20 protein-coding genes and 1 pseudogene are annotated in these 23884 nt (G+C 65.3%); 11 read left to right on the top strand and 10 right to left on the bottom strand.

All coding sequences use genetic code 11. The annotated features are described in order from the left end of the window. Positions 1-120: 120 nt before the first annotated feature. The 3 genes and pseudogenes from J7367_RS13345 to J7367_RS13335 all read left to right on the top strand — a co-directional run bounded on the left by J7367_RS13345 (position 121) and on the right by J7367_RS13335 (position 4687). Positions 121-3663 (top strand): CheR family methyltransferase, encoded by a 3543-nt coding sequence (locus J7367_RS13345; RefSeq protein WP_057659140.1) that lies wholly within the window; start codon positions 121-123, stop codon positions 3661-3663. A gap of 222 nt (positions 3664-3885) precedes the next feature. Next, positions 3886-4084 (top strand): annotated as a pseudogene (locus J7367_RS13340) (hypothetical protein). Between the two features lie 30 nt (positions 4085-4114). Continuing rightward, the gene (locus tag J7367_RS13335; RefSeq protein WP_057659142.1) at positions 4115-4687 is read left to right on the top strand and encodes a hypothetical protein; all 573 of its coding nucleotides are present in this window, start codon (positions 4115-4117) and stop codon (positions 4685-4687) included. Positions 4688-4825: 138 nt separating this feature from the next. Here J7367_RS13335 and J7367_RS13330 read toward each other — a convergent pair whose 3' ends face one another. From J7367_RS13330 to J7367_RS13320, 3 genes are all read right to left on the bottom strand, one after another. Then, a complete protein-coding gene (locus J7367_RS13330; RefSeq protein WP_057659144.1) occupies positions 4826-5164 on the bottom strand; it encodes a hypothetical protein in 339 nt (112 codons plus the stop codon). Between the two features lie 82 nt (positions 5165-5246). Continuing rightward, positions 5247-6146, bottom strand: coding sequence for a manganese catalase family protein (locus J7367_RS13325; RefSeq protein WP_042805823.1), 900 nt, complete (start codon positions 6144-6146; stop codon positions 5247-5249). A gap of 138 nt (positions 6147-6284) precedes the next feature. Then, entirely contained in the window at positions 6285-6791 is a 507-nt protein-coding gene (locus tag J7367_RS13320; RefSeq protein WP_007972952.1) for a ferritin-like domain-containing protein, read from the bottom strand. Between the two features lie 483 nt (positions 6792-7274). Between J7367_RS13320 and J7367_RS13315 the strand changes: the two genes are divergently transcribed. Then, positions 7275-7469 (top strand): hypothetical protein, encoded by a 195-nt coding sequence (locus tag J7367_RS13315; protein ID WP_022560070.1) that lies wholly within the window; start codon positions 7275-7277, stop codon positions 7467-7469. Positions 7470-7784: 315 nt separating this feature from the next. Here J7367_RS13315 and J7367_RS13310 read toward each other — a convergent pair whose 3' ends face one another. Further along, on the bottom strand, positions 7785-8999 hold the full coding sequence (locus J7367_RS13310; protein WP_057659147.1) for an FAD-dependent oxidoreductase: 1215 nt from the start codon (positions 8997-8999) through the stop codon (positions 7785-7787). 306 nt (positions 9000-9305) lie between these two features. Here J7367_RS13310 and J7367_RS13305 point away from each other — a divergent pair, with 306 nt between their 5' ends. The 4 genes from J7367_RS13305 (at position 9306) to J7367_RS13290 (ending at position 13836) form a co-directional block, all read left to right on the top strand. Further along, the gene (locus J7367_RS13305) at positions 9306-10610 is read left to right on the top strand and encodes a histidine kinase (RefSeq protein WP_057659149.1); all 1305 of its coding nucleotides are present in this window, start codon (positions 9306-9308) and stop codon (positions 10608-10610) included. Further along, positions 10607-11383 carry a LytTR family DNA-binding domain-containing protein gene (locus J7367_RS13300; protein ID WP_057659151.1) on the top strand — a complete coding sequence of 259 codons (777 nt, stop codon included), beginning with the start codon at positions 10607-10609 and terminating at the stop codon, positions 11381-11383. Before J7367_RS13305 ends, J7367_RS13300 begins: the two co-directional genes overlap by 4 nt. A gap of 177 nt (positions 11384-11560) precedes the next feature. Further along, a complete protein-coding gene (locus J7367_RS13295; protein ID WP_005926727.1) occupies positions 11561-11932 on the top strand; it encodes a hypothetical protein in 372 nt (123 codons plus the stop codon). Between the two features lie 308 nt (positions 11933-12240). Beyond that, positions 12241-13836, top strand: a complete 1596-nt coding sequence (locus J7367_RS13290) for an APC family permease (RefSeq protein WP_057659154.1) — start codon at positions 12241-12243, stop codon at positions 13834-13836. A 183-nt stretch (positions 13837-14019) separates the two neighbouring features. On the opposite strand, the gene J7367_RS13285 is transcribed toward J7367_RS13290, so the two are convergent. Beyond that, a complete protein-coding gene (locus tag J7367_RS13285; protein WP_081022732.1) occupies positions 14020-14694 on the bottom strand; it encodes a hypothetical protein in 675 nt (224 codons plus the stop codon). Between the two features lie 410 nt (positions 14695-15104). Between J7367_RS13285 and J7367_RS13280 the strand changes: the two genes are divergently transcribed. Continuing rightward, a complete protein-coding gene (locus J7367_RS13280) occupies positions 15105-16088 on the top strand; it encodes an oxygenase MpaB family protein (protein ID WP_176215055.1) in 984 nt (327 codons plus the stop codon). A gap of 200 nt (positions 16089-16288) precedes the next feature. Here the strand turns inward: J7367_RS13280 and J7367_RS13275 are convergent, their stop codons facing one another. The 5 genes from J7367_RS13275 to J7367_RS13255 form a co-directional block, all read right to left on the bottom strand. After that, the gene (locus J7367_RS13275; RefSeq protein ID WP_057659158.1) at positions 16289-18358 is read right to left on the bottom strand and encodes a M13 family metallopeptidase; all 2070 of its coding nucleotides are present in this window, start codon (positions 18356-18358) and stop codon (positions 16289-16291) included. 148 nt (positions 18359-18506) lie between these two features. Further along, entirely contained in the window at positions 18507-19202 is a 696-nt protein-coding gene (locus tag J7367_RS13270; protein ID WP_057659161.1) for a glycosyltransferase, read from the bottom strand. 371 nt (positions 19203-19573) lie between these two features. Next, positions 19574-20569 carry an aldo/keto reductase gene (locus tag J7367_RS13265; protein WP_022560061.1) on the bottom strand — a complete coding sequence of 332 codons (996 nt, stop codon included), beginning with the start codon at positions 20567-20569 and terminating at the stop codon, positions 19574-19576. Positions 20570-20708: 139 nt separating this feature from the next. Beyond that, the gene (locus tag J7367_RS13260) at positions 20709-21278 is read right to left on the bottom strand and encodes a flavodoxin family protein (RefSeq protein WP_007972966.1); all 570 of its coding nucleotides are present in this window, start codon (positions 21276-21278) and stop codon (positions 20709-20711) included. Positions 21279-21574: 296 nt separating this feature from the next. Further along, positions 21575-22471: a LysR family transcriptional regulator gene (locus tag J7367_RS13255; RefSeq protein ID WP_007965151.1), complete on the bottom strand. Its 897-nt coding sequence runs from the start codon at positions 22469-22471 to the stop codon at positions 21575-21577. Positions 22472-22577: 106 nt separating this feature from the next. Here J7367_RS13255 and J7367_RS13250 point away from each other — a divergent pair, with 106 nt between their 5' ends. After that, positions 22578-22988 carry a DoxX family protein gene (locus tag J7367_RS13250; RefSeq protein ID WP_022560059.1) on the top strand — a complete coding sequence of 137 codons (411 nt, stop codon included), beginning with the start codon at positions 22578-22580 and terminating at the stop codon, positions 22986-22988. A 28-nt stretch (positions 22989-23016) separates the two neighbouring features. After that, positions 23017-23835, top strand: a complete 819-nt coding sequence (locus J7367_RS13245; protein WP_057659162.1) for a class III extradiol ring-cleavage dioxygenase — start codon at positions 23017-23019, stop codon at positions 23833-23835. Positions 23836-23884 lie beyond the last annotated feature (49 nt).

The raw sequence follows: 23884 nt of genomic DNA, 5'->3' as shown, positions 1-23884 counted from the left end.
CAAGACCGGTCTCTGCAATGTGCGCACGTGAGGGGAGTGCGTGCCGCATGGCAGTCCGCCGTGCTTTACGCGATCATTGCCGATTGCGCTTGAACCCGGCGCTGCGACGATAGTGCCGCCATGACCGACGACGAAACCTCCACCAACGACATCGCCACGGATGCGAACACGCAGCCGCCCTTATTCGTGCTCGGCGTGGGCGCCGCCGGCATGGACGCCGATCGCCTGGCAGAATTGCTCGATGCGATTGCTGGCGCTTCGAATCTGGCCATCATGCTGCTGCTGCGCGACCGCCAGTTATTGGACCAGGCGCGTCTGCGCGAACTGCTTGGCAGGCAGGCCACCCTGCTGTCGGTGCCCGGTGATGGCGACCGGCTGCAACCGGGGCGCTTCTATCTGCCGCCGGCCGATACGGTCGTCACGCTGGAAGAAGGCCGCATCCGCCTGCGCGCCTTGCCGGGGGGCGAGAGCGACCACGGGCTGATCGACAGCTTCTTCGTCTCGATGGCGCACGATCAGGACGGCAATGTGATCGGCCTGATCATGGGGCGCTTCGATGGCGACGGCACGCTGGGGACCGCGGCGATCCGCGAGTGCGGCGGTCTGGCGCTGGCCGTGGACGATGCCGCACTGCATGGGCTGGACCTGCGCAGCGCCAGCAACCCGGCCGCCATCACCGACGACATCCTGCCGCTGCCACAAGTCGCTGCGCGTATCGCCGCGCACATGCAACGCCACCATGGCTTCGGTCACCCGGAGCCAAAGGGTGTGCGCAATGGCAACGAGAGCGACAAGCTCAGCCAGGTCGCCGCCATCCTGCGCAATACCACCGGCCACGATTTTCATGGCTACAAACGCGCCACCTTCCTGCGCCGCGTGCAACGACGCATGCAGGTCGCGCAGGTGGAAACGCTGGAGCAGTATCTGGAGGTGTTGCGCAATCGTTTCGACGAGCCGTTGCAGCTGTTCAACGACCTGCTGATCGGCGTGACCAAGTTCTTTCGCGACCGTCGCGAGTTCGAATTCCTCGAGCAACAGGTGATTCCGCGGCTATTTCAGGGCAAGCACACCGGGGACAGCCTGCGGGTGTGGGTGCTGGGCTGCTCGACGGGCGAAGAGGCCTATTCGCTGGCGATGCTGCTGCGCGAACACGCCGAAACCCTGGACACCGCGCCACGTATCCAGATCTTCGCCAGCGATATCGACGGGCGCGCACTGGCCACTGCGCGGGTGGGGCGCTATGCCTCCAGCATCGTCGGTGAAGTTGCGCCCGAACGGCTGCGGCGCTGGTTCGTCAAGGAAGGCGACACCTATGTGGTGAGCAAGGAGTTGCGCGAGCTGTGCGTGTTTTCCCAGCACAGCATCGTCAAGGATCCGCCATTTTCGCGGCTGGATATGGTGTCGTGCCGCAATCTGCTGATCTATCTGGATGCCGAATTGCAGAATCGGGTCATCCCGATCTTTCATTTCGCCATCCGTCCGGGCGGTTATCTGTTCCTGGGCAATGCCGAAAACGTCTCGCGGCACGCGCAATTGTTTACCCCGGTGGAGCGGAGCTTTCGGGTCTTCCAACGCATCGATGCCGACAGCAACGTGCACGCAACCTTTCCGACCATGCAAATTGCAGTTGCCGGCAGGGCGCCTGCCCCGCCGGTACAGCAGCGTAGCCCCAGCAACGCACTGGTACGCGCTGGGGAGCGCATCGCCGACCGTTACGCGCCAGCGTATGCGGTGCTGGACGAGCAATTCGAGGTGCTGCATTTCTCCTCGCAGGCCGGGCGCTTCATCCGCCCTGGCGGCGGCACGCCCAGTCTCAACCTGCTCAACCTGATCCATCGCGATTTGCGCCTGGACTTGCGCAGCGCGCTCAGCCGCGCCGAACGCGACCGCTCGCCGGTGCACGTCAAGGGCATCCAGGTGCACGAAGACGCGGCGACCTGGGCGGTGAACCTGTTCGTCGAACCGACCGCCGACTCGGAAGTGCCGCGCGGCTACGTGGTGCTGTTCCAGGAAGTGGAAGCGCGCGAACCGGTGGAGCTACCCGCACCAGACGACAGCGTGCACGACGATGGTCATGTGCAGGTGCTGGAGAACGAGCTGCGCATCACCCGCGAGCGCCTGCAATCGATGATCGAAGAGCTGGAGAGCACCAACGAAGAGCTCAAGTCTTCCAACGAGGAATACCAGTCGCTCAACGAAGAACTGCAGAGCGCCAACGAGGAGCTGGAAACCTCCAAGGAAGAGCTGCAATCGGTCAACGAGGAAGTGACCACCGTCAACGGCGAACTGGCCCATCGCGTGCAAGAGCTGGCGCATGCCAACAGCGATCTGAAAAACCTGCTGGAAAGTACCCAGATCGCCACCATCTTCCTCGACAACGAATTGCGCGTCACCAATTTCACCCCGGCCGTCACCGACATCCTGCCGCTGGTGGAAAGCGACATCCAGCGCCCGATCAGCCACATCAAGCTGCATGTGGATTACGACGAACTGCAGGATGATGCGCGGCGGGTGATCCGCACCCTGGCGGTGCTCGATCGCGAGGTCGAAAACCCCACCACGCGTGCGCGCTACATGGTGCGCGTGCTGCCGTATCGCACCGTGGACAATTTCATCGGTGGCGCGGTGCTGACCTTCATGGACGTCACCCCGCTCACGCGCGCCGAGCGTGCGCTACGCGGTAGCGAGCAACGCCTGCGCACCTTGATGGAAGGCATCCCGCAGCTGGTGTGGCGCTCGCTCGATGGCGGCCGCTGGACCTGGTCCAGCCCGCAATGGTCCAGCTACACCAGCCAGAGCGATGCCGAGAGCCTGGAGCTGGGCTGGTTGCAGGCGGTGCACCCGGACGATCGCGAGCTAACCATGAATGCCTGGCTGGGGAGTGCGTCCAGCGGCGGGCTGGATATCGAACACCGCCTGTTCAATGCGGCCGAACAAGGCTATCGCTGGTTTCATACCCGCAGCGCTCCGGTACGCGACGAACGCGGCCAGGTGCTGGAATGGCTGGGCACCTGCACCGAATCGGACAACCTGCGTCGCCTGCAGGAAGAACAGCGCGTCTTGGTGGCCGAATTGCAGCACCGCACGCGCAACCTGATCACGGTGGTGCAGTCGGTGGCCAGACAGACCGTGCAGACCACCCAGAGCATGCCCGAGTTCGCAGTCAAGTTCGACGACCGGCTCGCGGCGTTGTCGCGGGTGCAGGGGCTGCTGTCGCAATCGGACAATATGCCCACCACCATCGGCGCCTTGCTGCGTATGGAGCTGGATGCGTTGGGGGCAGAGCCGGATCAAAAACGCATCGTGGTGGAAGGCCCGAACGTGGCGCTGCGCAAATCCACCGTGCAGACGCTGGCATTGGCGCTGCACGAACTGGCGACCAACGCACTCAAGCACGGCGCCCTGGCGGTGGACACCGGCACCTTGTCGATCCGCTGGGAGGTCGTCTCCGGCAGCGATACGCCTGCGCGCCTCAAGCTGTTGTGGATCGAAGAAGGCGGCAGTAATCAGCTGCACAACGACCGTGATGACGTCAGCGGCTTCGGCCGCCGGCTGATCGAAAAGGCGTTGCCGTACAGCCATGGCGCGCAGACGCGCTACGAGCTCAGCGATACGCGCCTGGAATGCGAAATCCAGCTGCCGCTCAATCCGGAGAACGGGTGAGTTGGATCGCAAGGCGTTGGGGCTGCAGGGACATGGCCGTTGGAGCGCAGTGTGTGCACATGCACAGCCCGACACACGCTGCGATGCGCAGGTCTGAGTGCCGGGCATGCGGCCTGAGCGACGATGAAGACGTGCGCAACCATCCAGACCGCTAGTGAAAGAGCGCTGTACCGCATGCAAGACGCGTGTGCATTGCGTGCGGTTCTCTCACAGCAAACTCTGCTGCACGTACTTGTGCATCTGACAAACTCGCGTTGCGCTATACACGCACAGCCCACGGAAAATACTGCGCGATGGTGCAGATCCTGCGGCCTATTCGGCTTTCGCCGTGCGTGTTGCGCAACTGAAGCTGCGTGAAACTCTTGCAGCGCCGACCTTTGCCAAAGTCAAAAAGTTGGCGCGCATTGTGCGTAACCACTGAGGTCATCGAGATGCACACAGTGGAGTAGTCATGATTACGCGCATTCTTCAGTTGTCCGCCCGCGTGGCGAGCAATGCCTGGGTCGAGGTCGGCGTGGGCGCCGATGCCGACATCCTGGTCGCCGACCGTGGCGGCAAACGCGAGGAGCGCGCGACTTTCGGTCGCCGCGCACCGGGGCAGCAGCGCTCGATCCATTTGCAGGAGCCCGGGGGATTGGGTGGCGTGGATCTGGCCATCTGGGAAACCCAACGCTGCGCCATTCCGCTGTGCGGTTTCGTCTGCACTGCATCGGCAGACGGCACCACTGCCGCGACCTGGTTGAGCCAGGATGGCAGTGCGGTGCATGCCGCCGGATTGCGCAACGTGATGGACATCGGCGGACGCCTGCAGATGGGGTTCTCGTTGCTCGTTGCCTCATCGGCGGCTATGCCCACCTACCGGCCGCTGTGTCTCGACGCCGACCTGAGCAAGTGGCTGCACATGGGCGGCGCAGAAGCCATGCGCCATCTCATGCCCTGGCGGCTGGAACGCTGCGCCGCTGCAGCAGGCGTGCGGCCGGAGTGGGCGAGCGAAGCGGCCTCGGCGCGGATCGCACGGGTGTGAGCGCGCGCGTCACGCAGCCAAAAAGAAGGGGCCCAGCGGGCCCCTTCATCGTTTCGGTAGTGCTGATGGATCGGGATTGCCGCTTGGTGGCCAGCACGCCACGAACAGATCATAGACCGCCGGCAAGTACGCGATCGCTCAATTGTTCTGGGTGTCCTCAGCGCTGTCATCCAGCGCGCGTTGCTGCGCGTCGATGTGCTGCTGCTTGCCGTAAGTGCCGCTCTGGCCGAAGTTGGGTTGGGTGCTGCCATCGCGTTCCGGGTGACCGTCGGGTTCGCCTTCGCCCAAGCTGCCGCCGCGGCCATGACCGCGTTGATGCAACGCTTCCGGCGCGCCGTCACGCGGCGGCTGTGCGTCGTGGGTCTGGACCGCCGATGGATCGTTGCGGCCCCGGCCATCCACCGATGCGTCTGGACCGTTGCCGCGATAAGCGGATTGACGTTCATCGTGCGTGTCGAGTCTGGATTTTTCGTTCATGCCAACTCCTGTGCAGTGCAATGAAAAAGCCCGGAGCGTGATGGCCCCGGGCTGGTGACGGGTGCAACTGCACCCATCGGGTTTAACGCTGGATATCGCCGGTAGTGGAACCGGCACCCGGGCCTGCACCCAGATCCGCACCGGTGACGCGGTCCAGCTCGGGATTGGAGAGCAGGCGTTCGGACATGGCATCCAATGCCGCGGTCTGCGTAGCATCCAGCGCAACCGTGGCAGAGCCGTCGCCACCATCGACGGCGGCCTGCGCCTCGCGGTCTGCCACCACCTCCCACTGCTCGCCGGCATTCCAGGGGCCGATCGTGTCGCCCTCGCCCTGCGAGGTGTTGTAGTACTTGTCGGTGAAGCGCGGGTCGCCCGGCAACTTGCCCGGCGGGAAGTTCGGCCCGATCGAGTACAAGGCTTTTTCGAACGATTTCTGGTGCGCCACTTCGCGCGTCATCAAGAAACGCAGCGCATCCACGATGCCCGGATCGTCTGTGACGTTGATCAGGCGCTCATACACCAGCTTCGCACGCGCTTCGGCCGCGATGTTGGAGCGCATGTCGGCCGTCGGGCAGCCAATGCTGTCGACGTACGCCGCCGTCCACGGCACGCCGCTGGAATTGACCAATGCCGGGCCGCCGCCATACAGAATCTGCTGGGTATGGCTGGTGCTGTTCTGGGTCATGTTGCGCATCTCCATGGCTTCTTCCATGCCCTCGGAGAGCACCGCCTTGGGCCCCTTGTTGAGCATGGCGATGATCGAGCCGATGATTTCGAGATGGCTGATCTCTTCGGTGGCGATGTCGAACAGCAGATCCTTGCGGCCCGGATCGTCTTCGCCCAGTGCCTGAGTGAAATAGCGCATTGCAGCGGCGAGTTCGCCCTGCGGTCCGCCGAACTGTTCCAGCATCAACGTCGCCAGATCCGGATTGGGCTGGGCGACGCGAACGGTGTACATCAAACGCTTGTTGTGCATGAACATGGGTGGTGCTCCATGGCTGGTGCCCGGCAACTACGACCACTCAGGGAGCGGGCAGAAACGTGGGGCTTTGGCTTTCGGGGGGATGCCCGCAGGGATATGCAAGCGACGCAGGACAACGGTGCCGTCCTGCGCAGTGACTCAGGCGGCCTTGCTGGCCTTGGATGCCTTCTGGTTGCCGCCTTGCTCGGCGAGCAGGGTCAGCTTTTCGTCGGTGGCCTTTTCTTCTTCCAGCGTGGCAAGCAGCAGCGGCAATGCATCGGCATAACCGAGTTGCTTGGCGATGGCGGCAATGGTGCCGTACGAGGCGATTTCGTAATGCTCCACCTTCTGCGCGCCGCCGATCAGTGCCGCATCGCGCACCGGGCCGGCCTCGATTTCATCGATGACCTCGCGGCTTTCTTCCACCAGGCCTTCCATCGCAGCGCATTTGATGCGCTTGAGCTTGATGCCCAGAATCTCGACGACCTGGTCGATGCGTTCGATCTGGCCTTGGGTTTCTTCCAGGTGAGTTTCGAAGGCCTGCTTCAGTTTCGGCTCGGTGGCCGCACGCGCAAGACGCGGCAGCGACTTGGTCAGCTGCTTCTCGGCGCTGTAGATGTCCGACAGTTCGTGGATGAAAAGGTCTTCGACAGTCTTGATCGCCATGTGTGGCTCCTTTGGTTGGTCAGAGGGTGGGTCGCTGCGGTTCGCCGTGTCGGTGGAGATGCCTTGATGAGCTCGCGTTGCACGCCTGCGAACAAACGTGCCGATGCATCACGTACCACGACTTCGAAAACGCCAAGCTGCGGCTTGCTCTTCCGCGGAGCGGAATTGCGAGCACTTCACCTGACCTTTCAAAATGCGCCGTTTCCATCGCTTCGATCTCCAGGCGGTACCGCGTGGTCGCTACGCTAATCCCGCGAGTGTTAGCGGGATTGGTGGAAACGGTGATCCCGATGCGATGGCGACCTGTGCCGTGATGCAGGCCGCGCTCGCTGCGTGCGCGATGAAAGGCGATTCAATTGGCGCGCCTACTACAGCGATTGCATGTGCACGAATGTGGCGGCGCATCTGCATCGCTGCGCCTCCTGCACCGACTCACGTCGATGCGGTACAACGGTGATCGATTTTTTTTGCGAGGCCCGTGCGATGACGCCGCTGGACAAACCCTTACGTCGCCAACTGCAGATCGGCGAGCAGGCATATACCCTGATCATCGATCCGCAAGGTTTGAAGTTGGTCGAGAAAGGCAAGCGCAAGGGCGTGGCCTTGCGCTGGGAGGAGCTGGTCAGCGGCGACGCCGCGCTGGCCAGTGCATTGCAGGCTTCGCTTGAAGATCGTTAGGGTGGCGATGCCGAGCAGCGTCTGGAGCGGCGAATGCAACGAGTGCGTGCATCGCCTGGCGGGCGCGGCTGGTGCTCGGTGCGCTCGCGCATACGCTGCGGTCCGCTTGCGCCGTCCACGCCGACCTGAAGCGTGCTTGATAGGTTGTTGACGCTGCCTGGGCGCCGATCGATCTTCCCACGAGCAGAACACGTGCGATGGTTGGCCCGGTACGACCACCTGCAGTGCTGGCCTTCGGTAGCGGCCACTGCACACCACTGCCAGCACAGATGCCCTCTGCAATCGGCACGCAGGCCACTATCGCGCGCGCATCGCTCAGCGTGTGGCGAACAGCCGCGCCAGTTCGCGCACCGCCGCTTCCGATGCGGCGCGGTCGGGCGTGCCGTCGGCATTATTGAAGTCGTGTGCGCCCTGCGCCTGCACCAACAATCCGTCGCGTCGCGGCACGACGTTGAGATTGTGGCCGCGCCAGACCAGACCATAGGTGACTTCCGGTTGCGGGATCAGGCGCGCGGTCTGCCCGCGCACCGGAATCACGCTGTCGTCGCCCAGCAAGGCACGCGCACCGTAGCCAGTGGCGTTGATCAGGATCTTCTCGCGCAGATCGCCGAATTGGCGCGGATGCTCGAACTCGCGCGTGTAGAGCTCGCCACCTGCCTGCAGAAAGTCATCCATCAACAACCGCGCATAGGCGCTGAGGTTGAAGGTGAGCTGGCTGTAGCGGCGCACGAACGGCACCGGAAATGGATGACCACCGGGCGCCACCGGCTGCGAGCGCGGGCCCAGATCATCGAGCAGTTCGCGCTCCAGCGGCGGATAGTCCGGCTCATGCGCTTCGGCAGAGGCGATAGGTTGATCGAAGGGCACATCCGAGAGCACATAGCCATCGCGCCATTCAATCGGCTCGCCGGGCAGGCCCAGCAAGGTCTGATAGCGGCGAAACGACGTGCGCGCCATCGCTTCCCAGCGCGTCTTGAAGTCTGCGGTGGCGTACTCGCTGGTGCACACGCGCGAATCCGGCGACCACACGCCGGTGGCATAGAACGAGCGCACATCCGGCAGGCGCTCGCGCGCGTAGATGCGCACACGCAAGCCGGCGCGCTGCGCCACCAGGGCGGTGGTCAAGCCGATTGCGCCACAGCCGATCACCGCCAGCTCGCGCGCAGCCGGGTCGGCCGCACGCACCAACCGTAATGCCTGTTCGGCGGCACCCCACGAGAGCGACCACCCGCTGCCGCCATGCCCGTAGTTGTGCACCACCGTCTTGCGCCCGAGACGCTCGGCTTCGATCCGCGGCCCCTGCGCGCGGAACGGCCGCGTGCAGCCGTTGATGGCGATGATGCGATCGACCGAAGCGCGCATCGGTGCCAATGGCGGGGTCGCCGCGAACGGCGCAGGCAGACCGTCCGGTGGCGCCGCCGGCAGCGTCGTGGGCGGCATGGCGAGCGTCTTGTCGGTTGCTGCCCAGCTGGCGGTGGAGGCTGCCGCCAGCGCAACGCCTGCGCTGCGTAGAAAATGACGACGATGCATGCAACTCCCTTAGGTGGTGTGGTGGGTGATGTGGTCGCCATGATGCGGCTCGCCACCCCTGCGGATGCACGCTGCGGCCATCCACATGTGCTGTCTGCCCGGGCGGCAACCGAGCGCGGCCTGCGCAGGGCCGGCATGCGTCCAGCATAGCGCGCGCATCTGCCACGGCCGTGGCCCAGCACCATGGTTTCGCACCGCAATCCTGGCGCTTGATGCCGCGCTGACGGCCATTCGTCGCCCGGGGCTTTCGCAGTGGCGTGCGCCGGCTATGCTCGCTCCCGTCCCATCCCAACGAGCTGCCTGCCTGTGTCTGCCAGTGTTTTCCTGATCGTACGCATCGTGTTCGCCTGGGCCGCCGCGTTGGTGGTGGCAGGGATCATGTGGACGCAGTTGTTCGGGTCCATCGGCCCGATCTTCGCGTTGGCCTGTATGGTCTTGCTGACGCTGGCGTTGATGAGTTCGGTCACCCATGTGCGGCGTGTGCGCCTGATCGCCGATCGTCTGGACCACACCACCTTGTCCACCCGCCAGCGCCGCCAGATCGAAGTGCCGCTGGATGTACAGGCCAGCTTCGCGGTGATGGAAGAGGCGGTGCGTGCGCTACCGCGTGTGCAGGACATCGAATGCGCGCCGGGCAGCCTGCTGATTCGTGCCAAGGTGCGCCGCATCGACCCGTACGCAGGTCGCCAGCCGTCGCGCTGGAACCTGTTCGCGCGCTTTGCCATCACCCACAACCAGATCCTGGCGACGATCGCGCCGGGGCAGGGCACCAGCAGCGTCACCGTGTTGTGCGAGCCCGACGCTGGCGCCTGGGTGGATCTGTTCGCGGTGGACGAAGGCAGCAATTACGAAAACGCCGAAGCGATCAATCGCGCGGTGGTGCGCCGGGTCGGCGAGCAGCGTCGCGACGAACAGGCCGCCGCCGAGCAATCGGTCATGGAAAAGGAACTGGCCGTGGCGCGCCTGAATCTGCTGCATGCGCAGGTCGAGCCGCACTTTCTCTACAACACCCTGGCCAGCGCACAGGTGCTGGCGCGCACCGACCCGCCGCGCGCCGAGATCATGATCGGCCATCTGATCCAGTACCTGCGCAGCTCGCTGCCCAGCGCCGACGGCGCCATCGCCACCCTGGGCGAAGAACTCGAACGCACCCAGGCCTACCTGGAGATCCTGCGCATCCGCATGGGCACGCGGCTGGCCTTGCAGGTGGAAGTTCCCTACGAACTACGGGCGCTACCGCTGCCGTCGATGATGTTGCAGACGTTGGTGGAAAATGCGATCAAGCACGGGCTGGAAGCCAAGCCCGGTGGCGGCACCGTATGGATCCTGGCGCGTCGCCACGATGACCATGTCACGCTCACCGTGGCCGACGACGGCCAGGGCTTCAACACGCACAGCCACGGCACCGGCATCGGCTTGAAGAACCTGCGCGAGCGCTTGCAGCTGATCTATGCCGGCAAGGCGAGCTTTGCCATCGTGTCCAACTTCCCCAGCGGTGTGGCGGCCACCTTGAGCCTGCCGCTGCCGACGCAGTTTGGTGCCGCGCCATCCCCACCACCGTTGCCCACTGCGGCCGCAAACGCCGCAAACGCCTCACGGGTGCGGGCATGAGCGCGCTGCGCGCCGTGGTTGCCGAAGACGAGGCCTTGCTGCGGCAGTCGTTGCTGACGCTGCTGGCCGAGGTGTGTCCGCAGCTGCAGATCGTGGGCGATTGCGAGGACGGCGCCAGCGCGCTGGAGACCATCGCCGCGCAGCAGCCGGACGTGGTGTTCCTGGATATCCGCATGCCCGGCCTCACCGGCATCGAGGTGGCGCGTGCGATGCGCGAGGTCAGCCCGCGCAGCCAGGTGGTGTTCGTCACCGCCTACGACCAGTACGCCATCGATGCGTTCGAACACGGCGCGGTGGACTATCTGCTCAAGCCCATCGGCCGCGAGCGCCTCCAGGCCGCCTGGCAGCGGGTGCAACAGCGCGCCGCCGCCGGCCAGCCGGACGGCGCGCTGGTGGAGGCCTTGCTGCAGCGGTTGTCGGCACGCCCGGCTGCTGCCCGTCACACGCCGCCGCTCGCCTGGCTGACCGCCAGCAGCGGACGCGAGACGCGCCTGATCGCGCTGGACGAGGTGGCGTATTTCCAGGCCGATCAGAAGTACACCACGGTGATGACTGCCGCCGGCGAAGCGGTGTTGCGCACGCCATTGCGCGAACTGCTGGATGTGCTGGATCCGCAGGTGTTCAAGCAGATCCACCGCTCCACCATCGTCAACATGAAAGCGGTTGCCTCGGTGGTGCGCGAGGACACCGGCAAGGGCCGGCTGGCGCTACGCGGCCGCAGCGAAACGCTCACCGTCAGCCAGCCGTTCATGAGCCTGTTCCGCGGCATGTAAGTGCGGCGAGCAACACGTTGCGTGCAGCCGTCATGCCGATCAGAGCGGCGCGCGCTGAACTGGCGCGCGCGCGCGAGTGCGACACCCGATTTCGAACACCGTCCGTACCGCCCGAACCTGCACGGTTTGCTGGACGCGCTGACTCCCCCGATTGCATCGACTGAAAGGACTTCCTCCATGCGCCTGATCGCCTCCCTGGTGTACTGCCTGCTCGCCCTGGCCGGCTGCCACGAACGCAATGGCACCACCTCGATCACCCGCGCCACCGACGATGGCCGCGATGTGATCTTCAGCAAGACGCTGACCACCGCGACCGCCACCAACGTGCAGTGCCTGGCCAGCAACTCCGGCCACTGCTACTACCTGATCTACGAAGAACAGTGCGCGACCGGCGGCGCCGACGACACCGCCAGCGCACCGACCTGCACCCGCAAGACCCTGGATAGGTTTGCGCTGACGCCGGGGCAGGTGCGCGAACTCCATGGCGTCTCGGGGCAGACGCATACCTGCGTGGATACCGCCGCACCACGTGCCGATTGCCACGGTTGAGGCCAGCCGACAAACCGTGGCGGGCAGGCGTCGGGTGAGCGCAGGCGGCACAAGGGGCCGGAGTGCATGAGCGGTAGGTGCCAATGCCAAGCACCGGCCGTGCCCGCGTGGCGGTGAGTGCAGCCTTTTGTCCGTTTCCTCGGGCGGCGCGGCTAGGATGCGCGCACCTGCCCTGCGCCATCGCGCCGGCGAGTGACGCCTGACCAAAAACTCCGGCAATCCTGAATACGCACTGACGGCAAGCGGTCGCTTCTGCGATCATTGCCGGCTTGTTGCCGGTTCACGGCGTCCTCACTGCCAGGCTTCTCATGTCCGAACACTCGCTACGCCGCGACGTTGGCCCCTTCGCCCTCATGCTTACCGGCCTGGGCTCGATCATTGGCTCTGGTTGGTTGTTCGGCGCCTGGCGCGCGGCCGGCCTGGCCGGCCCTGGTGCGATCTGGGCCTGGGTGCTGGGCGCAGCGATCATCACCACCATCGCGCTGTCGTATGCCGAGCTGGGCGCCATGTTCCCCGAATCCGGCGGCATGGTGCGCTACAGCCACTATTCGCACGGATCGCTGGTGGGCTTTATTGCCGGCTGGGCCAACTGGATCGCCATCGTCTCGGTGATCCCGGTCGAGGCCGAGGCCTCGGTGCAGTACATGGCGTCCTGGCCATGGGCCTGGGCGCAGGGCTTGTATGTGCAGGCGCCCGGAGGGGCAGGTGAGCTCTCGGTGCCCGGCCTGCTGATTTCGGCGGTGCTGGTGCTGGTGTATTTCTTCCTGAATTTCTGGAGCGTCAAGCTGTTCGCGCGCTCCAATACGCTGATCACGGTGTTCAAGCTCGTGGTGCCCGCGGCGACCGGCGTGGCGCTGATCGCCAGCGGCTTCCACAGCGAGAACTTCGGCGTCGGCATCCACGGCGATGCGCACGTGCTCGACCTGGCCGCGGTGCTCACCGCAGTGGCCACCGCCGGCATCGTCTTCAGCTTCAACGGCTTCCAGAGCCCGGTGAATCTGGCTGGCGAAGCGCGTAACCCCGGGCGCAGCATTCCGTTCGCCGTCTTGGGTTCGATCGCGCTGGCCACGGTGGTGTACGTGATCCTGCAGGTGGCCTACATCGGCGCCGTGCCGCCGGATCTGCTGGCCAAGGCCGGCTGGCACGGCATCGATTTCCGCTCGCCGTTCGCCGAACTGGCCATCATCGTCAACCTGCATTGGTTGGCGATGCTGCTGTACATCGATGCATTCGTCAGCCCCAGCGGCACCGGTATCACCTATACCGCGACCACTGCACGCATGGTCTACGGCATGGAAAAGAACGGAACCATGCCGGCCGTGCTGGGCAAGCTGCACCCGGTCTGGGGCGTGCCGCGCATGGCGATGTTCTTCAACCTGGCCGTGTCGTTCGTGTTCCTGTTCTTCTTCCGCGGCTGGGGCACGCTGGCGGCGGTGATCTCGGTGGCCACCATCATTTCCTACCTCACCGGTCCGATCAGCGCGATGGCGCTGCGTCGCCATGCACCGGAGCTGCATCGCCCGCTGCGCATCGCTGCGCTGCCAGTACTGGCTGGCGTGGCCTTCGTGATGGCCACCGAACTGCTGTACTGGGCGCGCTGGCCGCTGACCGGCGAGATCATCCTGCTGATGGTCGTGGCGCTGCCGGTGTACTGCTATTACCAGGCCAAGCAGGGCTGGCCGGACCTGCGCCGCAACCTCAAGGGCGCGGCCTGGATGATCTGCTACCTGCCCACCATCGCCCTTGTCTCGTGGGCCGGCAGCACCGATTTCGGTGGCCACGGCTACCTCAGCTACGGCACCGATCTGGTCGTGGTCGCCGTAGTGGGCGCGGTGTTCTACGTCTGGGGCGTGCGCAGCGGCTGGCGGACTCCCTCGGTGGAGAAGGCGGTTGCGCAGGCGTGAATGGTCACCGTGTCGGGCGCGCTGCCAGGCGCCGGCGCCCGTCAACCGGCTGGCAGTGCTCGCTGGGAATCAACAACAACGGCCGGTGCAGTGCGCACCGGCCGTTGTTGTTTGCAGCGGAATCAGTGCTGCAGGCAACGCGTTTCCGTCAACGGCGTCGCTGCATCGCCACGGCGGCCCTGGTCAGGAATTGACCACCAGCCGTGGCGCGCCATCGAAGCGGTCGAGGTCGCGCAGCAGTTCGGTATAGCGGCGCAGGCGGCCCATTTCGCGCATGTTGACGATGTCCTCGTGGCGCAACTCGCGCTTGGAGGTGACCTCCTGCTTGTAGCGCAGCACCTCCGGATAGCGGCGCGTCATGTCCAGCGCGTCGGCAACGCACTCGACCGAGTCTGCATCCGGCGTCACCCGTGCGCGGCTGTTGAAGGCGCGTAGCCAGCGCTCGAAACCGGCGCTGTGGTCGAACAGATCGGCGATGTACCACATCACGAACAGGATCGACGCCCAGGAGGTGAAGATGATCACCACCCGGCTGAAGGTCAGGTGGTAGTCGTTCTGCCACAGCTGGTGCGTGATCACGCCCAGCAATATCAGCGAAATCGCCTGCCAGCCGATGATCGAGGCGATCACCCACTGCTTTTTGGCCACCTTGAGCAACGAAAGCTCTTCGTCGAGCTGCGCGTCGGTCTTGTCGCGCCAGTGAGCCACCTGCTCGTCGAAGGGGAGCCGATGGAGTGCGTTGTCCTGCAATAGCAGGCCTAAACCCTGGAACAAAGCGATCATGACAAGCTCCTGACGGATGGCTGGTACGAACGACTTGCTGCACTGGCCGTGGCCGGTGCCCTGGAGCGTCCGCAACGTGCTGGCCAAGCAGTGCGTCGACGGACGGTCTTAGTTCTAGCACTTTCGCTGTGCATGGCAATGCCCCAAGCCAAGCGCCGGCCGCGCAATTCTGCGCAGACGCGCACAAATTGCTGAATTCAGGCGGATTTGCTGCAATGCCGCCACCGCGTGCCTGCGCTGGGCCTTCGATCTTGCTGCACTGCACACTCGGCGCTGCGGTAATTGCCGGGTTCACGGGGGATGGCAGGCTGGCTTGCCGGACACGTTCGGAAGGTAGGCGTTGGGGCGACGCCGGGCCCGCTTGTAGAAAGATCAGGGGGGACTGCCCGAGTGGTCAGTACCCACCCAGATGCCAGGTCGCCCTCTTCCGGCGCCGCGGTCACGATGCCCGTCCGCATCTGGTCGCCGTCGCGACTCATGAGTGGATGCTGGTTTGCGCGACGCTGATCTGGCGTTGCAGATGCGCTGCGTATCATGGCCGCATGTCAGCCGTCCTGCGCACTCTCACCGCCCCCGCCGCCAAACAGATCCATCGCTGGGTGCTCGATGCGTTTCCGCGTGGCCAGAGCACCATCGAATACGACCAGCCGCTGGGCGACCCGGGCATCTTCGGGCCCGACAGCATCACCTGGCGCATCCATTCCGAATTTCCGGGCATGTTGTCCGGCGGCCTGTGCGCATTGATGTTGCAGTTGTTGCATCCGCGCGCGCTGGCCGGGGTCTACGACCATTCCAACTTCCGCACCGATTTGATCGGGCGGCTGCGGCGCACCACCAACTTCGTCGCCGGCACCACCTACGCACCACGTGCGGAAGCCGAACAACTGATTGCGCGCGTGCGCAAGATCCACTCGCATATCCGCGGCCACACCGCCGACGGCGTGCCTTATGAGGCCAACGACCCGCAGTTGCTCACCTGGGTGCATGTCACCGAGGCCTACGGGTTTTTGCAGGGATGCCGGCGTTATTGCCGCCAGGTACCTGCTGCCATCGCCGATCGCTATTACGACGAAGCGCGACGCGTGGCTGAAGCGCTGGGCGCTGCCGATGTGCCGGCCAGCGAGGCGCAGGTGGATGCATATTTCGCATCGGTCCTGGGAGAGTTACGCATGGACGCGCGCTCGCGCGAGGTGCTCGACATCCTCACCAGCATCCAGCTGCCAGTGCCCGCCGCGGGCCTGTCGCGCGGGGTATTTCTCGGCGCTGGCACGGCCTTGTTGCCCGGCTGGGCCAGCGACATGCTCGGCCGCACCGCCGCCCAACGCGCGCAGGCGCGCGCATCGGCACGGTTGCTGCGCAGCCTGTCGCCGCTGTTCCGCACCGCCTTGCGCGACGGACTGTCTGCGCGGGCATGCAGGCGCATGCAATTACCGCCGGCAATGCTGCTGGAGTGGCCTGACAGCGTGTAATGGTGGTGGGCCGGGTTGAGCGGGTGTTCTGACGTGCGCGCTGGTAGCGCGCGATAGGCAATCGCTCATCGCGCCGTTTCTTCAACGTCGCCCACGAGATGGGTGCACTTCGCCACAACCCGGCATGCACTACCGCGTGCCGCGACAAACAGCGCCGCAGACACCAGCTCCACTGGCGCTGCATCGACCACGACCCGCACCTACCAGATCTTGACCCGCTGCTCCGGCGCCAGATACAGCTGCTGATCCTGTGTCACATCGAAGGCCGGGTACCACGCATCCAGGTTACGCACGGTTTGCGCGCGGAAGCGGCCAGGCGCATGCACGTCGGTGAGCAGAGCATTGCGCAGTGCCGCGTCGCGGTACTTGCCGCGCCAGGCCTGCGCAAAGCCCAGGAAAAAGCGCTGATCCGGGCTAAAACCATCCAGGGTCTGGGGCTGCTTGCCCTGCAGCGACAACTGGTAGGCATCGTAGGCAGTGGCCAGGCCGGCAACGTCGGCGATGTTTTCGCCCAGCGTCAGCTTGCCGTTGACCGACAAATCGTCGAACGGTTGGTAGGCGCTGAACTGCGCAGCCAAGGCATTGCCGGCGTTCTCGAATTTTTTCAGGTCTTGCGGCGTCCACCAGTTATGCAGCTCGCCGTGTTCGTCGAACAGCGCGCCCATGTTGTCGAAGCTGTGGCTGATCTCGTGCCCGATCACCGCGCCGATCGCGCCATAGTTCACCGCATCGTCGGCGGCGGGGTCGAAGAAGGGCGGTTGCAGGATCGCCGCCGGGAAGATCAGGCGGTTTTCCAGTGGCACGTTCAGTGCGTTGACCTCCTGCGGCAGCATGTACCACTCGCGATGATCGACCGCCTTGCCCAGCTTGGCCAGGTTGCGGCGGTATTCGAATACCTCGGCGCGCTGCACATTGCCAAGCGCATCATCGCGGCGCACGTCCAGCCCGCTGTAGTCGCGCCAGGTGTCCGGGTAGCCGACCGCCACCGTCAAGCCGGCGATTTTCGCCTTGGCATGCTGCTTGGTTTGGGCACTCATCCACTCCAGTGCGTCGATGCGTTTGCCGAACGCGGTGAGGATGTTCTTGACCATCTCTTCGGCACGCGTCCTGGTCTGCGCGCTGACGTACTTCTGCACGTAGCGCTTGCCGACCGCCTCGCCCAATGCGGCGTTGGTCGCGTCGATGCCGCGTTTCCAGCGCTGGCGCTGCTGCGGGGTGCCTTCCAGCGTGGTGCCGTAAAACGCGAAGCGCTCGTCGGCGAAGGCTTTGGACAGATACGGCGAGGCGCGGTCCAGCGCGCGGAAGCTCAGATAATCCTTCCAGGTCTGCAGTGGCTCGGACTGCACCAACGCCGACAACCCGCTCACCGCGCGCGGCTGCCATACGATGAAATCCTGCTGTGCGTTGAGCCCGGCTGCCTCGAAGAACACCGCCCAGTCCAGGCCTGGCGCGTTGCGCGCAAAATCGGACTGCTTCCAGGCATTGGCGCCAGCCTGCACATTGTTGGTTTGCTCAGGGGTCGCGTGCACGCGCGCCATGGCGACCTCCAGTGCCAAGATGCGCTCGGCCCTGGCGGGCGCATCATCGATGCCGGCCAGCTCCAGCAACGCGACGATGTGCGCGCGGTAGGCCCCGCGCAGCTGCGCCATGCGCCCGCCGTCCAGGTAGAAACTGCGCTCGGGCATGCCCAGACCGCCTTGCACCAGATAGGGCACGTAGCGGCCTGGATGATGCAGGTCCTGCGATACCCACAGGCCGAACAGCCGGTCGGTATGGAAATTGGTGGCGTTGAGCAGATCGACATCGGCACGCAACTGGCCGCCCAAGGTGCGCGCCAGGGCCTGCTTGTCGTCGAGCTGGGCGATCGCCTCCAGTTCCGGTTGCACCGGGCGCACGCCCTTGGCCTCGATGCTGGCTTCGTCCATGTAGGCGGCGTAGTAGTCGCCGATCTGCTTGTCTTCGCCGGTGACGCGGTCGTTGGCGGCAGCGCCTTCGATGATGTCGCGGCTATGCCGCTCGGTCTCGATGGCGATGGAAACGAAACTGTTGAAGCTGGAGCGATCTTCCGGAATCTGCGTGCGCTTGACCCAGTTGCCGCTGGCGTAATCGAAGAAGTCGTCGCCCGGCGCCACGCTGCGATCCATACCGGTCACATCGAAGCCGAAATCGCCGAGCTTGGGCTTGCTGGGGGGCAGCGCTGGGTGCCTGCTCTCGGCCGGTGTCGCGCCATCGCGGTGGCATGCGGCGGCGGTCAGCAGCGCGGCAGACATGGCGGCGATCAGGACGGGGCGATGCAAAGAAGCCATGCGGCGCAACTCGTATACCTAAACAGACAGCACAGTGTAGTGGCCTGCGGTGTCAGGTGCCGCTTCGAGGACGGGTTCCACCACCGATCGCGGCGGTGCGGACACGCTCGGTTCAGCGCCGGCGCTGATACCAGAAGCCGAGCGCGTCGCGGGTCTGCAGCATGCGCCGCCCGCGCCACAGAAACCGCAACAGCAGGCCGAGGTGCTCGCGCTTGGAAAAGCTGCGCAGCTTGCGGTCGGAGGTGTGCACGGTCTGGCGCAGGATCACAAAGCGTCCGCAGCGCGCCAGTGCGCGACTCAGTGCCACATCTTCGCCAGCGTAGTAACGCGTGTCGAAGCCCCCTGCACTGACGAAGGCCGCCCGCGTGCAGAACAGGAAACACCCGGGCGCAATGCCGGAAACGCGGAAAAACCAGCCAAAAAACGCCTGCGCCACGCGCTCGGACCACACCCGCTTGCCTTGCAGATGCACCCGCGCACCGCCGCCTACCGCACCGGCATCGAGCGCAGCCAATGCTGCGCCAACGACGTGCGGGTTGATCGAGGTATCGGCATCCAGAAACAGCAGGCGCTCGCCTTGCGCGGCCTGTGCGCCGGCATTACGCGTTGCGGCGATGTGGCGCAACTGCACCTCCAGCACCTGCGCGCCATGGCCGCGTGCGATGGCCGCCGTGGCGTCTTCGCAGGCATCGGCCACCACGATCACTTCATAGTCCAGCTGCATGGCCTGCGCGCAGGCATGCAGGCACTGCAGCGTGTCGCCGATCACGGCAGCCTCGTCATGGGCGGGAATTACGAAGGACAGCATGGGGCACGATGCGTGTGAGCTGCAGCCAGTGTGCAAGGGGCAGCGAAGCGGGAGTGTGAGCAGGGGCGCTCGGCATCCAGTCTGCGCGATCGAACGAGCACTGCGGGACAGACACGCAGTGATCCACCGCAGGTATGACACCTGGATGGCCGCAGTGGCGCGTAGCAAGCTCCACGGGTGGCGACGCATTGCCGCAACGCTGGCTGCGGCACTGGGAAGGCCAACGGCAGACCGCAAGGCGATTGCGCTCACCGCCATGCGGACGAGGCCGTGCCCGGAATCGGCATGTGCCACGTGCGTACACTCCGGTTCCGAGCGCGCCGTCCGCGCTCACCTGGCAGCGCCCGCTGCCGAAGGCCGGGCAGCACGGCTCAGCGGTTGACCGCGCCCATCATCGCTTCCGGGTAGCGCGTGCCAGCCGCAGCCTGCGGCGGGAAGATGGCATCGATGCGGGCCAGCTCGTCGGGCATCAGGGCCACATCCAGCGCAGCGATGTTTTCTTCCAGATAGGCCAACCGCTTGGTGCCGGGGATCGGAACCAGGTCCTGGCCCTGCGCCAGCACCCAGGCCAGCGCCAGTTGCCCGGGCGTGATGCCCTTGTCGGCAGCAATGGCCTTGACCTGTTCCACCAGCTGCAGGTTGCGGGTGAAGTTATCGCCCTGAAAACGCGGCGAATGGCGGCGGTAATCGTCGGCGTCGAAATCGTCCGGCGACGAAAACGCGCCGGTCAGAAAACCGCGCCCCAGCGGCGAGTACGGCACGAACCCGATGCCGAGTTCGCGCACCGCGGCGAACACGCCGTTGTCTTCCGGCTCGCGCGACCACAGCGAATATTCGGTCTGCACCGCGGTGATGGGATGCACGGCATGCGCGCGGCGAATGGTGGCTGCGGCCGCTTCCGACAAACCGAGGAAGCGCACCTTGCCTTGTTCGACCAGGCGCGCCATCGCCCCCACGGTGTCTTCGATGGGCACATTGGGGTCGACGCGGTGTTGGTAATACAGGTCGATATGCTCCACGCCCAGCCGGCGCAGGCTGGCTTCGCATGCGGACTGCACATACGCCGGACTGCCGTCGATGCCGCGCACCGACGGGTCGTTGGGGTCGAGCTTGATGCCGAATTTGGTGGCCAGAAACACTTCATGCCGGCGCGAGGCAATCGCCTTGCCGACCAGCACTTCATTGGTGTGCGGGCCGTACATGTCGGCGGTGTCGAGCAAGCTGATGCCACGATCGAGCGCGCGGTGGATCACCGCGATCGAGGCGGCCTCGTCGCTGCGGTCGCCATAGAACGCGCTCATTCCCATGCAGCCAAGGCCCAGGGCCGAAACGGTGGGGCCGGAACGGCCAAGCGTGCGGGTTTGCATGGTGGGGGACTCCGTGCAGCAAAAGGTCGGGGAACAATGGCGTGAAAGGCGTTAGCGCGATGTGGCCCACGCGCTAACGCACAGCCCGCGCAGATCGGCAGGCCATGCTGCGATCTGCTCGGGCTGGTGTGCGGTGCAATCAGCCCTTGAGCTTGGCGGCCACTTCGGCCACGCGCTTGCCGAACAGCTTGGCCGTTTCCAGGTCGCCGCTACGCGGCGCTTCGTCCGGCGAGGCATCCGATGGCGAGATGGCCAGCGCACCACCCCAACCGCCAGTCCAGTTCACGTCCTGCGGACCATGCGCCTTGGTGTTGGCTGGCGGCAGCCCGGTGCCCACCCAGATCTGGCCATGCTGTTGCGACAGGGTCCACAGATACTGGATGGTGGCGGCCTTGTCGCCGTTTGCCGATGCCGAATTGGTGAAACCGGCGGCGACCTTGTCCTTCCAGGCCTGCGCAAACCACGGCTTTGAGCTGGCATCGGCAAATTTCTTGAACTGCCACGCCGGGCCGCCCATGTAGGTGGGGCTGCCATAGATAATGGCGTCGGCGGCACCGATGGCGTCCCAGGCATCGTCGGGCAGGTTGCCGTCCTGGTCGATGCGGTACAGCGTGGCTTGGCCAACGCTGGCTGCGCCTGCATGCACGGCTTCGGCCTGCTTGACGGTGTGGCCGTAGCCGCTGAAATACACAATGGCGATCTTGCTCATGGGCACTCCTGTTGAACGGGGAGCCGGATTGTGCGCACACCGGTCGCGACAGCAGAATGACCACGCACGGGACGAACTGTTGCCGCGGTCGTTGCTGAGGCCTGCTGGAGCTTATGCCCCTGTCGACGTGTTGAGTGGGGGTCAGCGCGCGTGGCTGCCTCATGTAGCCCAGATCCAGTTGTGATGTCGGTGTCTGGAGACAGGTGTCGGCCTGCGCAGACTGAACCCGAATCCCGAATCCCGAATGTGTGCACGCGCAGCTGGAGCGAGGTATTTCCTCGCCTCGCCCTCAACCTTCAACCAGCCCCCGGCGCGGGCATGTTTTCGACCAGGTAATCGATAAAGCTGCGCACCTTCGGCGCCAGATGGCTGCGGCTGGTATAGACCGCAAAGATGCCGATCTCGCCGAGTGCGTATTCGGGAAGAATGCGTACCAGACGCCCTGCGGCGATGTGCGGTTCGGCCAGAAAATCCGGCTGCATCACGATGCCTTGCCCGGCCAGCGCGGCAGCGTTCAACACATGCCCGTTGTTGGCGCGCAGGCCGCCGTGCAGGCGCACGTCGATATCGCCGTCCGGCCCCTGGAAACGCGCGTCATCGCCGTTGGGCGAGTAGTGATAGAGCAGGCATTCGTGGCCAGCCAGATCGGATGGGTGCTGGGGTGTCCCGGCACGCGCCAGATAGGCCGGCGATGCACATGCCAGGATGCGGACCTTGCCCAGCTGCCGGGCGATCAACATCGGCGCCGGCTGGCGGGTGATGCGGATGGCGACGTCGAAGCCTTCTTCGACCATGTCGACCAGACGGTCGGACAGCGACAGGTCCAGTTCCACCTGCGGGTAGCGTGCGCGAAAGCCCGGCAGCAATGCGCCCAGACGCTCGATGCCGTAGCTCACCGGGGCGTTCACCCGCAGCATGCCGGCCGGCTCCAGCGCTTGCGCGCCAATGGTGGCTTCCAGGTCGTCCAGATCGGCCAGCAGCTGCAGGCAGCGCTGGTAGTAGGCGCTACCGGCACTGGTCAGGCTGACCCGGCGGGTGGTGCGGTTGAGCAGGCGGGTGCCGAGCCGCTGTTCAAGCGCGGCAACCTGGCGGGTAACGCTGGCAGTGGAGCGGTCCAATGCATCGGCGGCGGCGCTGAAGCCGCTGCGCTCGGCCACGGCAGTGAACACGCGCATCGCATCGAGGGTATCCATGGCGGCTCCGATTGTTTCTTTTGCCGAAATAAATTATCTGAAGCACGCGTATTTATCAGATTTGTGTAAGGAATAGGCTGTAGCGGTCCTCAACGGAGCCCGTCGCATGGCAACTGCCCCCGCATCTCCACGCACCGCCGCCTATGGCACCGCCTTGCTGCGCATCAGCCTGGGCGTGCTGTTCCTGGTGCATGGCCTGACCAAACTGCTGGTGTTCACTCCAGCCGGCACCGTGGCGTACTTCCAGTCGCTCGGCCTGCCCGGCGCATTGGCCTACGTCAGCATGGCGCTGGAGCTCGGCCTTGGCGTTTCGCTGCTGTTGGGCCTCTATGCGCGCTGGGTAGCCCTGCTGGGCGTGCCGCTGTTGCTGGGCACGATTGTCAGCGTGCATGGTGCCAACGGGTTCGGTTTTTCCAATCCGGGCGGCGGCTGGGAATACCCGGCGTTATGGGCGGTGCTGCTGATCGTGCAGGCGCTGCTCGGCGACGGCGCGTTCGCGTTGAAGCCATCGCGCTGAGCCTGTCTTCATCCATCAAGGAGCGTCGATGACCCGCTTGCCCTCCCTGTATATCTCGCACGGTTCGCCGATGACTGCGCTGCAGCCGGGGCAGGTCGGCGAGCGCCTGGCCGACCTGCGGCACGCGTTGCCGCGGCCGCGCGCCATTGTGGTGGCGAGCGCGCACTGGCTGGGCCGTCGCCCGCTGGTCAGCGGTGCGCTACGGCCGCCCACCATTCACGACTTCGGCGGCTTCCCGGCGCCGTTGTATGCGCTGGAGTATCCGGCGCCCGGCGCGCCGGCATTGGCGCAGCAGATCGTGCGCCGGCTGGAGCAGGCCGGCCTGCATCCGCAGCTGGACCCGCAGCGCGGCTTCGATCACGGTGTCTGGGTGCCGCTGCGCCTGCTGTATCCGGATGCCGACATCCCGGTGGTGTCGCTGTCGATCCAGCCCGAGCTGGGACCGGCGCACCAGTTCGCGGTGGGCCGTGCGCTGGCGCCGTTGCGCGATGACGGCGTGCTGGTGATCGGCTCGGGCAGCATCACCCACAACCTCCACGACTTCCGCCACGGCTACAGCAGCGAGCGCGAAGCGCCATACGTGCGGCCCTTCATCGAGTGGACCGAACGCAAGCTGCTGCACGACGACATCCCCGCGCTGCTGGACTACCGCCGCCAGGCGCCGCATGCCGCACGCGCGCATCCCAGCGACGAGCACTGGCTGCCGCTGTACGTGGCGATGGGCGCGGCCGGCGACGACCGGCTCGGTGCGCAGCGCATCGACGCCGGTATCGATGCCGGCTTTCTGGCCATGGATCTGTATCGCTTCGACGGCCCTGCAGCGGCGGCGGACCCGGTCGCGGCATAGCGCCGGGTGCGGACGTGGGCGCATCGGCATGTTTCAGCCAAGAGCTGCA

The sequence above is a fragment of the Xanthomonas sp. D-36-1 genome (assembly GCF_017746155.1).
Taxonomy (GTDB): domain Bacteria; phylum Pseudomonadota; class Gammaproteobacteria; order Xanthomonadales; family Xanthomonadaceae; genus Xanthomonas; species Xanthomonas cissicola.
The sequence above is the reverse complement of the archived record's forward strand: the minus strand, read 5'-3'. Positions and strand labels throughout refer to the sequence as shown.